The sequence below is a fragment of the Paraburkholderia suaedae genome (assembly GCF_040812055.1).
Taxonomy (GTDB): Bacteria; Pseudomonadota; Gammaproteobacteria; order Burkholderiales; family Burkholderiaceae; genus Paraburkholderia.
On the sequence record NZ_JBFOAH010000014.1, the window covers coordinates 107603 to 121850 of the forward strand.

A 14248-nucleotide genomic window follows, 5' to 3' on the forward strand; every position below is an offset into this window, starting at 1 on the left:
CCCAGCCTCTGCCGCTTCGCGTCACCACGCCTGTCACGGGGTGAGCGTGCGTCACGCACTGGCACTACCGCTGTCGCTAATCGATTCGAAAGCGTTCCAAGCAGCCTTTCAGGATGAAATAAATGAAAAACAATATCGTACCTCTGCTCATCGCCGTGATTTTGACCACCCCATCTGTTACTGCCTTTGCTCAGCAATGGCACCAGGATCCTCGAGGCGCGACTCAAGATCACGGCCATCCGGGTGATCAGAGAGATCGCGCTGATCAGGAAGGTGTGCATGCCGGGCAACACGATCACGGTTGGCACGGGAGCCAACAGGCCGATAGCCGCGACGGCGGCCCGATCCCCCATAGGGATTGGCACAGGGGCGATCGGCTGCCTGACCAGTACCGTGATCGTAACTATGTCGTCGATGACTGGCACGGACACGGGCTTCGCCAGCCTCCGCGTGGATACCATTGGGTTGGCGTCGATGGCGATTACGTGCTCGCGGCGGTGGCAACCGGCGTGATCGCCAGCATTCTGCTTTCACCGCAGCGATAACTCTCTTTCCCGGTTCGTTTGATCGACCGCGTACGGTGGTTGAGCGAGTAGTTGATCGCCTCGGCCATCTCCTACTTCTTCGACAGCTTGGCGAGCGTGCCTTTCATCCACGTTTCGATGATGGCGAGCGGACGCCCGCTTTTCTGCTGTCGCACCCGCCGCCGTTCGTCTGCTGGTATTCCGCAAATAGTGGCTGCGATGCCATATAAGCTAGCCGATCACGTCGAGCACTTCCTTCGTTGACGGGGGCAATCCGGGCGCTCAAATATTACTCTTATGAAACACGCAGCTGAGGCATGGCGTGACGTTTAAGGTTGCCCAATTAGCCATCGCCCCTTTACATAACACCTGCTCTCAGATCCACGGCCGTCCGCGAGCGGCGAAAATCGACCCACAAGGGCCAGTCGGCCAAAACTAGCGACCGACAGCTTGGCCGCGCGTAAGAGACAGTCGGACGCACGTTTATGCGGCACAGTCCCGACAATTGCCCAGTGGAGGTCTACACGCGGCGAATCTAGCCAGAAGTCCGGCTTCCAGAGTTAAAAGACTAGCGCGGTTTCTCCAAAAGCGAGCGCCACACGGTGCAAAAATTGAACCCTGCGCTGCCAGGTTAAAACGACGAGCAGCGCCGACGCCCACTTGTATCTGAGCGCCAGTGTTATCCGTAGTAAGCGTAGCCCTGAGTGCGCGCGGAGTTGTGCCGACGCGTGCGACGCCGGACAATTCACGGCACCAAGTGCCATTGAGGGATCGCTCGCGACGCCGTGGACCAGTTCGGTTAAGACTGCTGAAGGTCCGGTAGTTACCGGTCAATGACGATTCTGTAATCAACCGGCAAGCATGCCGCCATCTGCCCGATCCAATAATGACCGCACGGTCTTAACGCCAACAAGGTGCGCTCAGGTGCAGTCTCTAGAATCGCCCGCCAGCCGGTCGCAATGTTGGGCGGATCGTGAACGTCCTCCTTGACTGCATTACCGTTAATGTCGCACGTAAAAGGCGCCGGTGTCGCCGGGCCTTCTTGCCGCAGACGATTTGGTTGTTACCGAATAGCTGGATTCATGAAAGCGAGCGCTCGCGCCGTTCCTGGCTACGGACCTTGCTACTGCGTCACAGTCACAAGAATTGGCACGGGAATAGCATTGGATAGCCAGGGTCGCGAGCGGAATGGTGAAATTCGTGGAAAATGGTAACTCGACAGACGAATCTCGCGGCGGAACGAGGACATGCGGTTTTATTGCTAATGACCTTAGGTTGGTAAGAGATTGACACCTCTCTCGATATACGTTCTCACTTACAATAGTGAACGGCACTTAGACAAGGTCCTGGCGGCCGCAAAGTGCGTGGCGGATGATCTACTGGTTGTAGATAGCGGCAGCAACGACGCAACGTTACGAATCGCTGCCAGATACGGTGCCAGAATAGTGCACCGAACCTTTGACAATTTTCGGGCACAGCGACTTTTTGCCAACAGCTTATGTTTACATCAGGCTGTGATGTTTTTCGATAGCGATGAAATCGCCAGCGACGCACTGATTCATGAAGTAATGGCGCTAAAAGTATCGGGATTTTCGCACGACGCATATGCTGTTCGCCGCGACTGGCTAGTAAGGGGCAGGGTCGTCCACGCTCTCATGCCCGCTGGTTGTCCTGATTACCCCATCCGCATATATCACCGGGATAAAACGGATTTTACGGAACACAGCGTTCATGAAACTCCCATCGGCTATGAAAGTGTTGCGCGCATCGAATCCCCCGTGGTCCACCATACCTTTGAGACTAAGTCCGAGCTGATGCGTAAGCTTGATCTATACACCGACCTGGCCGCAACCGATTTACTCGACAGAGGGAAGTGGATTGGCGTGCTTTGGCTTAAGCAGTGGATCAGTCCCGTCGGGGCGTTCGGAAAATGGTATATCCGTCGGGGAAATTGGCGCGACGGTCGAGTGGGATTGACATTGGCGTTGTACGCCTCCACATACACACATCGTAAATATCGCAAAGCGCTTCTGATTATCAATTCCTGACTAACCCAAATTGGGAATGACCGGTATCGAGTGCGATTCGCAATAAAAGTTCCTAGACGCGCCCTGCACTGTGGTACGTCGAAAGTCGACGAGTACCCTTGTGTCTAGAAAGCCGCAGTTGGCCGAACGAAACGGCGAATAGCGAAGAAGGATCGTGAGTACGTATCGGCAGCGAAACCCGACGTTCGCAGTCGCGGAGGTCCGAATGGCAGCCAAGCACCTGAAGCCGCCTCATGAACTGCGACAGCTGGACGTCAGCTTGGGCCGACGAAGGAACGTTCGTCTTTGATAATCGGATGGCCGGTTCCGGCGCGGAGCCGCCGCCTGAACTTCCCGCCGACGACACATGTGAACGGCGGTCTGTGGCCGATTGTCGTCGGATGAGCGCGCGAGCCGGGAATGCGTAGCAGTCGGCTGATGCCCAAAGGGGACAGTTTTGTATGCTACAGATTTGCTACAGCAAGGGTAGCAATCCATATCTGACGGGCGTTGCGCCTGTCATTCCACCCCCTGAACTATCGCCGCCCGAGAAGACCCGGCAAAGTGACTTTGAACGGCTCAGATCGGCCGATACTGTTGAAAAAGTCGAAGCGTGGCTTTTTCAATTCGCTCGCAACAAAATCGACCTCTCAGATCGCCCTGCAAACCGCTCGCGAACACCGGTCAAGGGTAAGAAGACCCCTGAAAACCTCGCGACAGAGACGGTCAGCGACATTTTCAACAGTATCGACCCGTTGCGGACCTTCGCAGGACTTGTGCGAACGTCCGTCGAACGCGCCTGAAAGCGGCCATCCATTTCGCTTTGGAGGCCTGCCACTGGCCGGCAAGCGACACGCGCGGACCCTTGTAGCACTTTCGTCTGTTTCTCCATCCGTAGGGCGTCGTCTACCACGATCCGGGCTACCGAGTGCTTCTCAAGGCCAACGGGCTTTGCGCAGGGACATCAGCGCGCGTGAGTTAGAACAAGGAAAACTGCCCACGCGAGCGAGACCATCGCGCAGCTCCAGAGAAGGATCGCCGCCAAGGCATCGCGACTGATCTTCGGAACCTTGGGATTCTCGGCAGCCCGGCTATTCTTGATGTTAAGCCTGCGGTCCTGCGTCGTGCTTTCATGAAATCTCGACGGAGCCATGATCATCGCAATGATCGCCGTGCGGATGATGCAGGTGGCCGTCGACCAGGTAATCGACATGATCGCCATGCGGTACTGGCTCGTGTCCGCAGCCTGGACCATGGACATGGCCCGATTCATGGCCACCGCAATCTGATGTACATTGGTCCGGATTTACCGCACTGACCTCGATCTTGTGTTCGTCTACATGATCGCCGTGCGGATGGTGCAAATGACCATCGTGCAGGTAGTCTACGTGGTCGCCATGCTTAATTGCGGTGTGTCCGCAGCCTGGGCCATGCTGATGTTGATGGTTGGCGTGATGGGGTTCGTTGCATGTACTCATGCTTGTCTCCTTTGTCCGCTTGGCCGCACCAACGGCCGCCTGTGTACTCTTCATCGACGAGGACTTCAACGCGTCGAACCAGCCCGGCGGGCAGTCGCGCGCCACCAGGACAATCGCGTGGCTCGCTTAGCGTAAAGATACTCCTTCCCGCTACGAAAATCAGATGCATGACTTCCGTGGAGGCGCGAGACCGTTCAATGAGTGAAGCACATACTTCTGCGGGTTGTTTATATGCCGTTCTTCAGACTGAAGTCTGGCCCAGAACCGACGTTCGCCGGTTTTACGTGAATGACTCAGTTTGGCCGGGTCGAGGCACTGCCACCGGCAATTCGCTCGCCAGAGACCGGCCATTGAGCGAGGGTGAACGAGACCTTGGCTATTCAAATTGGATGGCGACCTCGACCGGCAGCTCGTGGCCCAGAGTGTGTCAAAACGCCTGGCTGCTGGGAATTGACGAGACCGTCTCCCGGAGCGGGATTTGACGGTGAACTGCGCGAACGCAACGTCAAGCGACATGAAACAGATACGTCAAACTGCTGCCGCGGTTCGATCACCCCGCCGGTTCACGCCCGCATTGCCTTTACCACCGTTTCTGCGCCGAGCAGCCTGATCACCCGCTTCATGTTGTACGCGTGCACGTGCAAGCTCATTTCGGTACTTACCCGCTCAATCGTTCTTGTCAGAAAGTGCGTTGCACCCATCCACGCCTTGAGCGTGCCGAAGGGATGTTCGACAGTCTGTCTTCGGATCCGCATCATGTCGGGGTTATGGTCAAGTCGAGTCTGCATCTCTTCGAGCCCCTTCGTGCTCCCAGCGTGCCACCCGGCGTTGAGGGCCCGGCGTGCAGTGCGCCTTTAGCGACTCCAATACTTACTGATCTTCAGGCCGCGCTCAACGCCCGAGAATCGCCAGATGAGCCGCTCACCTACCGGACACCGATATTCGTTCATCTTTGCGTTGTAAATGAAGTCTTCCTTGCCGAAACGACCAGGCGCGTATCTCCTCGCTCTTGTAGTAGCCGCGATCCGCAACCGCGGTGAGCTTGTCGATGCCCATGTACGGGCGAGCTTTGCCATCGACGTCAAATGATCACGATCAATGCCGTTATTGGTAACGACGTGCGCGACGATCAGATGGTGCTTCCTGTCAACCGCCGTCTGGACGTTGTAGCCTACGACTCCGGTTCCTCGGGTCTTCATTGAACGGGCATCCGGATCCGTGAGCGATATCTGTCCGTCCGGTGCTTCCTTCAGCTTGGCCTCGATCTCCTTGAGGCTTCGCATCTGTTCCTTCAAGGCTGCAATCTTCTCTTGCAATCGCTCTGTTCTGGACTTCGCGACGGCAGGCTCCTGACGGTCTGCCGTGTCCATCGCCTCGAGATAGCGGGCGATACTTGACTCGATGTCGCGCATGCGTCGTTCGAGCTTGGCACTCGGCAGGCTTCGGCCCGGACTGACCCCGCGGCCAAAAGTCCGCCGCTCCGCAGCGGGCGCCCGAGGATTATCGGCTTAGGGCGGCCTGGGCCCGTTGAAGCCACTTGCTGTTATGTTCGCGGGCGTGGCGTGGCCAATGCCTGGCATCCTGCACAATCTCAGCGTAAAGTTCGCGCGCACGCTGGCGGTCGGCTTCGTCGCGCTGCGCCGCTAGCCAATCGGCGTACAGGCAACGCGGTGCAGCGTCGCTTGCGCTCGCGAGCGCAATCTCGAACGCGGCGCGTGTGCCTGGCGCGCCAATCGCGGCCAAGGCCCGTGCATACAGCAAGGCAGGCTCCGGCTGCCGGCGGGTGAGAGGATGGGCGGCGAACAGTTTTTCCAGCGCGTCCTGCGTGGCCGAAGCATTGCCGTCGGCAAACTGCGCACGCGCCAGCCCTTGGAGTAAAGCCGGATCGGATGAGAACGGCCCGCTGGCCGCCGCTTGGTAATGCTCCAGGGCTTCGCCGGAATTTCCTGCATCGAGCAGCGCTGCAGCCAACCGCATGCGATGCGCGACGGTCGGCGCGCGATCGAAATCGGTGCGCGCCTCGCGCACCGCTCGGTTGGGATCGACAAGCTGCGAGATAGCCCTCGTTGCCGCCCTTGCCCCACCCGACTGGCGCAGGGAGGGCAAGTAAATGACAAAGAAGTAGACCGCACTGCCAAGGCCAGGGAAAAGAAACAGGATCAGCAGCCAGTACATGTTCTGCTGGGTGCGCACGGCATGCACCGCAAAAAACAGGGCGATGATGACGTAAAGGCTGATTCCGAAGATGCGCATTTAGGAGAAGGTCAGTTGCGGGGCGTTGCCGACGGTACGTCAGTGAAACGGCAGAGCGTTATTGTGACAGAAGCGCGCTGCCATGCCTCGTAGCTCAGCGGGACCCTTCCCGCGACCTGGCAGTTAGCCCGGCCCGCCAGACAGCGGATGCCTATCATCCGGCCAACGCGTTCAGACCGGGCATCGGCCTTTGCGGACGTCCCGGTGCCGCTCCTGGTGAGCCAACTACAGAAGGTTGCTTTCCTGCCATTCGGACCTTTGCGGTCGCGAATAACTGGTCTCATCGCCAGCGAATGCGTACTCTCGACCGAGGCCGAAATGCTTGCATCGTCGCCGCGTTTACCCCATTCCTTCACTTAAGTAGTGCGACGCTGACGCAAGCGCTCGTAGAAACGCATCCTTGGCGTTTATCCGATGCATACATTTCGTGCCGTTTTCGCATCCAAAACACCTCGGCGTGTTCCTACAAGCGCTTGCAACAACCGTCTACGAAAAGAACGCGAACGGTAAGAGTGCTGCGACATAGACAGCGACTCCGACCTCCGGATAGCCTGGGCTAAATGCCAACATTGCCAGAATGCTCGCGGTTACTGCAAGTCCGAAGCACCAGCGGCGCCGAATTCGACGGCCAACGACTACGCCTGTGCACGCGCCTGTTGCGCCCACACTTTCCGCTGCAGTCTCGTATTGACGAAATCTCAACCGAAGCATGTTGAACCTCACTCTTTGACCATTAGATTCTGTCAGCAACCGTATAAAGAATTTCTAAAAGTGGAAGTGGTGCGACCGGCCTCCGCTGACCCACTAAGGCCCTTGAGCCTACCGATAACGAGCGGCTGTTGTTCCGCCGGAGCGGACTTTTGCATCGAAACCGGGTCCATTCATTGTGGAAATTGGCTTGTAAGCCGCGCGAATGGAGCCGATCGATGTGTACGCGTTGCATTTACGCCATCAACGCCTCGCATCTCGACAACTCCCTCCGATACCCTTACGCAAGCTAGCCGCGGTTCATTTTGATTACGCGCGAAACCTGCCCAACTGTGAAGCTGCTCTTGTGAGCATATGGCGCACAATCAAGAGGCGCAGTCAGTGATTCGCTTACGGAAAACTGGCCAACGTAGCGAAACAAGTCAGCCTCGAGCTTGATGAAAACAGGGATCGCCTCGGCCTGCCTTGCGAGCGTTTTTCCGGCGGCACGCGCTGCAACACCGCCGTTACAGATGATGACGGGACGCCCAGGTGCGGCTGTGCCGACGATTCCGCCGGCTGACCGCGCGAGGCAAGCCCATCAATATCACGGTCGTGGCTATTGCCCGCGAACTGACGGCGTTCATCTGGGACATCAGTCGACTGGCAATGGCGCTTGCAATACCTCGCGGCAAACCGCCCGCGGCCTGTGTGTGATTTCCCGAACAACGGAAGTTTCCTGAAGGCGGCGCAGCCCGGCATCTGCAGCGCCAATTTAACGCGGTTTTGATTCGCCGAGCGGCAGCTTTTACGCGACATTGAGGCTCGCGTCGTTACAGTTGACGGGTACCAACAACGCGCGCCGCCGAGCCGGCGTAACCCAATGGTCCTGTCCGCCGCTACGTCCGATGTCTCCGTCACGAGCAGGTCGCGCATCCCACACGCGCCGCGCACGGCTCCCCATACGCCTACTGTCGTGCCGCTCATCGTTATCGACGTCACCGTGCCCGGGACGTCGTCCGCCGACGGACGGCGCACGCTGCATGCTGCGTTCGGGGACGACCTGCGTCTCTATGTCGTCACCATCGACCAACAACGCCAGTGCGTAACCTTCCGCGTGGAAGTCACCTCACGCACGCTCGAAGATGTGATCGACCTCCTGACCGTCAAACTCGATCGCGCGACGCTCGGCCGCGCCCAATCCACCATGGTCCCGCGTCCGCGCGACTAATTGATGTCTGGCATGGTCGAACGGATCGCATGCATTGGGGACGACTGTCCGCTAGCGGCCTGGCTCAGCCGCTGCGTGGTGCAGCCAGGACTTACCTTCTGGCGACTCGGCAGGCTCGGTGAGCAATTTGTTGACCCTGTTCACCCGCCTCGACAGGTACCGGCCGCGTGCGTTTAAACCGTCAAATCACGACTGTGCGATTACGAAGGGCAAGTCATGTGACTTGCCTTTTTTCATGCACGTTTCGGATTGAGGCGAGCAATCTCACGGCAAGGGTGCCATACGATTTTTTCGCCGAACACTTTAATTTTTGCACCGCGTTTACATGCGGACGTCTAATCTAAAACCGTCCTGGTCAACTCGGCGTCGACGAACGCCACATCACATGGCAATCACACAATCAATCAACAGCTTACCGTCCCGGCCGTTCAACGGACCCCACGCCCAACGCAACAACGTCATTCCCTTTCCCGCGACGCGCGTCCGCTTACAGGTGGTCCTGCCTCACCGGTCATGCGAACTCCCCGCTACCCAGCTTCGCGTCCTGCTTCATTCACCCCTTGGTGTCTATGTCGTCGCCACAGAAGCGGTTCGCCAGGAGATACGCGTGCAACTCGACATCGCACCTGACGACATCGACTTCACGCTGCACACGCTGATCTCGACCCTACCCGCCGCGACGATCGGCCCATTGAAGCGCCGCAGTGCGGCCGCAAAGGCGCGCTAAGCATGTTCTCCGGTATCTGGTTGCCCATCGTTACACCGCTGCATAACGGCGAACTCGATATCGACTCGTTGCAGCGTCTGGCGGATTACTACTCTCGCACAGAGATCAGCGGCATTGTCGCGTTAAGTACGACGGGCGAAGCCGCGCTGCTAACGGAAGCCGAGCGCCTCACCGTATTGCAGGCTCTAACCGAAGTGACCGGTTCGCGTTTCCCATTGCTGATCGGCGTCGGCGGATCGAGTACGCGCGAGGTCCTGCGCGATATTCAGCGCTATGAGCGTTGGGACTGCGCGGGCTATCTTGTCTCCGCGCCGTCATACGTCTGTCCAGATCAGGCCGGCGTGCAGTGGCACTTCGAACAGGCTGCTCTTGCGACCGAGCGTCCCATCGTCTTGTACGACGTGCCGCACCGAACCGGCGTGGCAATTGCGCCGGATACGGTCGCGCGCCTGGTCGAGTGCGGCAACATCATCGCTATCAAGGAATGCGTTAAAGGGCATTTCGACAAGTTGAGCGCGCTGCCCATTGACGTCCTGTGCGGAACGGACGAAGCCTGGGACGATTGCCTGCACCACGGCGGAACCGGCGGCATTCTGGCCAGCGCCCACGTCTGTGCGGATCTGCTGCTCGCGTACCAGCAGCTTCTCGGCGCTGAACGAGAGGTGGACGCGCGCAATCTGTTCACGAGCTTGCTGCCAGTGTTGCGCTTGCTGTTCGCCGCGCCCAATCCGTCCGCAATCAAAGCCATGCTGGCTTTCGATCATTCGCTTAGCGACGAAACACGCATGCCGATCTCGCGTGCGTCGGCGCAGCTTGTCGATCGTCTGAGCACCGCACGCGACAGACTGCAGGATTTGCGCGCCGAATTTGCCGGTATGATGAACTAGCGCATTCCAGTTCTTCGTGTGCTTTCCGCGCCGCGAGTGAGTACACCATTTGCGGCGCAAGCTTGCTAGAACGCGGCATATTCAGCGCAACGCGGTGCGCATAGGCGCGGCCGCCACCGCGGAAGCGAACGACCGCTCCAGCCGCTCGCGAATCCCGGCTCGGTGACGGCGGTCGGCGTCGCGGCACGGTGATCGGCGCAGTGGTGGGCGGCGTGATCGGCAACCAGTTCGGCCACGGACACGGCCGTGATGCGGCGACGGCAATTGGCGTGCAGGGTGGCGCAGTCGCGGGCAATCAGTTGGGTCAGCAGGCGGGCGCATCGTCGCCGGGCGGCTACCGGATTTCCATGCAATTGAACGACGGCTCGGTGCGTGCTTTCGATGTCGGCACACCCGGCGACCTGCATCCGGGCGATCGCGTGCGCATCGCGGGCAACCGGCTCGATCGCTACTGAGTCGTGAACTGCACGCGCGTGCGCACCGCTAGCATCGTGCGCCGCGCGTGACGCACCGAACGTGCGCAATCAAACCACCCCAACAACCCTCACTCCGGCTCGACCGCTCTCCCCGGCTCGTAGAACATCGCAAACAGTTCGGACTGCGAGCCGACACCGAGCTTCGCGTAGATGTGTTTCTTGTGCGCGCGCACCGTCTCGAAGGAAATGGACAGCTTCTCCGCAATCGCGCGCGACGAGAATCCGCTCAACGACAGCATCGCCACTTCGATCTCGCGCGCGGTCAATGCGCCGCGCCCGTTCTTGCCGGTGAGCATGCCGAAACGCGCATGCAGAACCGCCTCATCGCTTTCCGCCGAGCGCGGCGCTTCTTCAACGACGAACTTCTCGAAGCGCAAGCGCTGCTGCATCAGCGCCAGCACCCACGGTGAATACAGCGTGAGCAACGCGATCTCGCGTTCGTCGTAACGGCTCGTTTTGCCGAGCGAAAAACCCATCGTGTGATCGCGGTCGATCATTACATTGAAATGCACTTCGTCGCCGACGATGTTCTTCTTGAAGTACCGCTGGTAGTACTCGGTCATCCGGAAGTTGTCGGGCGCGACGTCGGTTAGCGTGTAGAAACCGGAAGCCTGCGTTTCGAACGCGGCGAGATAGAACGGATCGAGCTGATAGAGCGCGGCCAGATAGTCCTGAAACATCACGTCGATCTTGCCGTCGGGCAGCGCCTGCTCCGCGAGCACGAGCGGTGCGGCATCGCGATGAAAGCGCAACGCGACCCAGCTATCGAAGCCCACATGCCTTTCGAGCACGCGCGTCAGACGCGCCCAGAAATGCGGACCATCGAGGGCGTCGATGGCCGAACCGATCTCCCGATGAAAAGCGAGGTCTCGCCATTCGAAGTCCATCGTGTCCTCCGGTGAGGGTAACCCTCGTGGGTAATTTCAGGACAAAAATAATACCCTGATAATCCATCCCAATACGAGGAACGGGCGGCGCACGCACTGTTCCGCGCGCCGCAAGAATCGCACGAGGCGCGGTCATGAGCAGCACACGGAGCGCCGCTGAAAGGCATCTGGAAGGAGGCAACATCATGCAGGTAGAACTGGCGCAACTCGCGCTGGTCGACGGCGACGTCGCGCACAACACGCGCAAGGTCGTCGAGACGATCGGACGCGCCGACGCAGCGGGCGGCACGAAGCTGATCGTGTTCCCCGAGACCACGCTGTCAGGCTTTCCGACGCGCGAGAACGTCCCCGTCGTCGCACAAACGCTCGATGGCCCCGCGCTGTCCGCCGTACGCGACGCGGCCCGGCAAAAAGGCGTCGCCATCGCAGTCGGCCTCGCGGAACGCGATGGCAATCAGTTCTATAACACGACGGTGCTGGTCGATGAACGCGGCGAGATCGCGCTGCGCTATCGCAAAACGCATCTGTGGGCATCGGATGTGGGGGTATTCACGCCGGGCGACCGCTTCGAAACCTGCATGTGGAACGGCCTCACGGTCGGCCTGCTGATCTGCTACGACATCGAGTTTCCCGAATCGGCGCGCGCGGTCGCCGCGCTCGACGCAGATCTGCTGATCGTCACCAACGGCAATATGGACCCGTTCGGCCCCGTGCATCGCCGCGCGATCCAGGCCCGCGCAATGGAGAACCAGATGTTCGCGCTGATGGTGAACCGCTGCGGTTCCGGCGACGACAACCTGACCTTCCCCGGCCTCTCCGCGCTGATCGATCCGTTCGGCGAAACCGTGCTCGAACTGGGCGGCGCCGAAACGGTGTCGAAAGCAACGGTCGATCTCAAGCGGCTCGAAGCAAGCCGTGAGCACTACAACTATCTGCACGACGCACGCGTGCCGCTTGGCCTCGTGCCCGTCGAACAGTCGAATGGCCGTCGTGCGCTGATGGTCGAAGCGCGCCGCCGCCGCACCGACTGAACGTTTGCCAGCAGTTTGCAAGGGACACACCGCACGGGCCATGCGCGCCGCGCGCGCGTGCGCTCACGTCCGTCGAAATGCCAGTCATAAGGCATCCATACGACATCCATATCGGCCTTTCCTATCGGCCTGGCTCCAGGAGAAATCATGCAAGCGTCGTCATCCCATGAACCGTCGCACCTGAAGCGCACGCTCGGCTTGCCGTCCGTGCTGCTGTTCGGTCTCGCCTACATGGCGCCGCTGATCGTCTACGGCACCTACGGCGTGCTCGCCAAAGCCAGCGACGACACGGCTGCCCTCGCCTATCTGCTCGCGCTGATCGCGATCGCGTTCACCGCGCTCAGCTACGGCAAGCTCGCGCGGCTCTACCCCGTGGCCGGTTCGGCCTACACGTACACGCGCAAGACCTTCAACGCGCATCTGGGTTTCCTGATCGGCTGGGCGACGCTGCTCGACTATTTCTTCCTGCCGATGGTGATCTGGCTGATCGGCGCGGCGTATCTGAACGCCGCGTTTCCGCATGTGCCTTCGTGGATCTGGATCGTCGCCTTCATCGTGCTGACGAGTGGCCTGAACATTGTCGGCATCGAACTGGCCGCGCGCTTCAATATCGTGCTGATGGTCGTGCAACTGGCGATCGTCGCGATGTTCGTCGCGCTGTGCTGGCACTATGCGTCGGCGGCGGCCGGCCCCGGTGGCATCGCGATGGCCGAACCGTTCTTCAAGCCGCATGTGCCGCTCGGCGCGACGATGGCGGGCGCTGCGATTGCCGCGTATTCGTATCTCGGCTTCGATGCCGTGTCGACGCTGACGGAAGAAACCATCGATCCGAAGAAGAACATGCCGCGCGCAATCCTGCTGATTGCGCTGATCGGCGGCGCGATCTTCGTGATCGCCGCGTACACGATGCAGCTGGCGCACCCCGGCGTCGAGTTCAAGGATACAGATTCGGCAGCGTTCGAAGTGGCGAAGATGATCGGCGGCGATGTCTTCGTGACCGTGTTTCTCGCGGGCCTGATCCTCGCACAGTTCGCATCGGGCATCTCGGCACAGGCGAGCGTCGGCCGTCTGCTGTACGCGATGGGCCGCGACGAAATCCTGCCGAAGCGCTTCTTCGGCTATATCCATCCGCGTTTCAAGACGCCTGCGATCAACATCGCGATTGCTGGCATCGTCGGGTTGATCGCGTTGAAGCTCGATGTGGCCACGTCGACGTCGTTCATCAACTTCGGCGCGTTCCTTGCGTTCACGGCTGTGAACCTGTGCGTGATCCGCCTGTATCTGTCGGGCAATCACGGCGAGCGCAAGATCGGCGTGTTCGGCGGGCTCGTGTTTCCACTGATCGGCGCTGTGTCCGATATCTGGCTGCTTGCGAGCCTTGAAAAGACCGCACTCGTGCTCGGCGCAGTGTGGTTCGTGCTGGGTATCGCGTACCTGTGCTGGATCACGCGCCTGTTCCGCCAGGCGCCGCCTGAAGTGGCGATCTGAGCGGACAGTGGATTGCGCGATTCGCCGCGGCGGATCGCGTTCGAGCCAACGCGGCGCATCATTTGCGCCGCATTTGACTTTTTATGCGCGAGCGGGAAACTCCGCCGTGCTGAAAGGACGGCCTTCCAAACAGAAGGCGCCGTGGTATCTTTGAGGCGCAACCGTGCGAGGTTGAACTGACCTTTGCGAATGCGATGTATCAACTCGACGCCCGATATCGTAATGGCCGCATCCCGGAAGCGTTTGAAGCCGAGCATTGTGTTGACCCTGGACTTGATATTGCGATGATTCTGCTCGATCAAATTGTTTAAGTACTTCGACGATCGCAATGTCGTGTCCGCGGGCAGAAACGGGTCCGCCTTCATTTCCCGCACCGCGCGGCGAGACGCAGCGTAACCGTCCAGTGTGATTGTCTTCGGAGCGAGCCCTTGACTCCTGATCGCTTTCGCGAAGAAAGCCTTGGCCGCTGCGACATACGTTTTGTGAGTTCGCGAGCCGGGAACAACTGTCGACACCGTATGGTTTCAGCAAAGGGGAAAGTGCTGCGCTCCT

10 protein-coding genes and 5 pseudogenes are annotated in these 14248 nt (G+C 59.6%); 9 read left to right on the forward strand and 6 right to left on the reverse strand.

Annotation, left to right across the window (positions count from 1 at the left end; genetic code table 11):
* Positions 1 to 122: 122 nt before the first annotated feature.
* The 3 genes from ABQJ48_RS19835 to ABQJ48_RS19845 all read left to right on the forward strand — a co-directional run bounded on the left by ABQJ48_RS19835 (position 123) and on the right by ABQJ48_RS19845 (position 3354).
* The gene (locus ABQJ48_RS19835; protein WP_367839704.1) at positions 123 to 545 is read left to right on the forward strand and encodes an RcnB family protein; all 423 of its coding nucleotides are present in this window, start codon (positions 123 to 125) and stop codon (positions 543 to 545) included.
* A 1265-nt stretch (positions 546 to 1810) separates the two neighbouring features.
* Positions 1811 to 2572, forward strand: coding sequence for a glycosyltransferase family 2 protein (locus ABQJ48_RS19840; protein ID WP_367839705.1), 762 nt, complete (start codon positions 1811 to 1813; stop codon positions 2570 to 2572).
* Between the two features lie 440 nt (positions 2573 to 3012).
* Positions 3013 to 3354, forward strand: coding sequence for a hypothetical protein (locus ABQJ48_RS19845; RefSeq protein ID WP_367839706.1), 342 nt, complete (start codon positions 3013 to 3015; stop codon positions 3352 to 3354).
* 161 nt (positions 3355 to 3515) lie between these two features.
* Here ABQJ48_RS19845 and ABQJ48_RS19850 read toward each other — a convergent pair whose 3' ends face one another.
* From ABQJ48_RS19850 to ABQJ48_RS19865, 4 genes and pseudogenes are all read right to left on the reverse strand, one after another.
* Positions 3516 to 3824 (reverse strand): hypothetical protein, encoded by a 309-nt coding sequence (locus ABQJ48_RS19850; protein WP_367839707.1) that lies wholly within the window; start codon positions 3822 to 3824, stop codon positions 3516 to 3518.
* Between the two features lie 768 nt (positions 3825 to 4592).
* Positions 4593 to 5474: pseudogene (locus ABQJ48_RS19855) on the reverse strand (transposase); the annotation flags it as partial.
* Positions 5475 to 5529: 55 nt separating this feature from the next.
* Positions 5530 to 6282 carry a hypothetical protein gene (locus ABQJ48_RS19860; protein WP_367839708.1) on the reverse strand — a complete coding sequence of 251 codons (753 nt, stop codon included), beginning with the start codon at positions 6280 to 6282 and terminating at the stop codon, positions 5530 to 5532.
* Positions 6283 to 7279: 997 nt separating this feature from the next.
* Positions 7280 to 7510, reverse strand: a pseudogene (locus ABQJ48_RS19865) (hypothetical protein); the annotation flags it as partial.
* Between the two features lie 5 nt (positions 7511 to 7515).
* On the opposite strand from ABQJ48_RS19865, the pseudogene ABQJ48_RS19870 reads away from it, so the two are divergent.
* The 4 genes and pseudogenes from ABQJ48_RS19870 to ABQJ48_RS19890 all read left to right on the forward strand — a co-directional run.
* Positions 7516 to 7686 (forward strand): annotated as a pseudogene (locus ABQJ48_RS19870) (IS110 family transposase); the annotation flags it as partial.
* A 166-nt stretch (positions 7687 to 7852) separates the two neighbouring features.
* On the forward strand, positions 7853 to 8200 hold the full coding sequence (locus tag ABQJ48_RS19875; protein ID WP_367839709.1) for a hypothetical protein: 348 nt from the start codon (positions 7853 to 7855) through the stop codon (positions 8198 to 8200).
* Between the two features lie 729 nt (positions 8201 to 8929).
* Positions 8930 to 9814 carry a 4-hydroxy-tetrahydrodipicolinate synthase family protein gene (locus ABQJ48_RS19885; RefSeq protein WP_367839711.1) on the forward strand — a complete coding sequence of 295 codons (885 nt, stop codon included), beginning with the start codon at positions 8930 to 8932 and terminating at the stop codon, positions 9812 to 9814.
* A 182-nt stretch (positions 9815 to 9996) separates the two neighbouring features.
* Positions 9997 to 10269, forward strand: a pseudogene (locus tag ABQJ48_RS19890) (outer membrane lipoprotein); the annotation flags it as partial.
* A gap of 89 nt (positions 10270 to 10358) precedes the next feature.
* Here the strand turns inward: ABQJ48_RS19890 and ABQJ48_RS19895 are convergent.
* The gene (locus tag ABQJ48_RS19895; protein WP_367839712.1) at positions 10359 to 11177 is read right to left on the reverse strand and encodes a response regulator transcription factor; all 819 of its coding nucleotides are present in this window, start codon (positions 11175 to 11177) and stop codon (positions 10359 to 10361) included.
* Between the two features lie 185 nt (positions 11178 to 11362).
* Here ABQJ48_RS19895 and ABQJ48_RS19900 point away from each other — a divergent pair, with 185 nt between their 5' ends.
* Both ABQJ48_RS19900 and ABQJ48_RS19905 read left to right on the forward strand, forming a co-directional pair.
* A complete protein-coding gene (locus ABQJ48_RS19900; protein WP_367839771.1) occupies positions 11363 to 12208 on the forward strand; it encodes a carbon-nitrogen hydrolase family protein in 846 nt (281 codons plus the stop codon).
* Positions 12209 to 12355: 147 nt separating this feature from the next.
* Entirely contained in the window at positions 12356 to 13696 is a 1341-nt protein-coding gene (locus ABQJ48_RS19905) for an APC family permease (RefSeq protein ID WP_367839713.1), read from the forward strand.
* A gap of 104 nt (positions 13697 to 13800) precedes the next feature.
* On the opposite strand, the pseudogene ABQJ48_RS19910 reads toward ABQJ48_RS19905, so the two are convergent.
* A pseudogene (locus ABQJ48_RS19910) lies at positions 13801 to 14178 on the reverse strand (DDE-type integrase/transposase/recombinase); the annotation flags it as partial.
* Positions 14179 to 14248 lie beyond the last annotated feature (70 nt).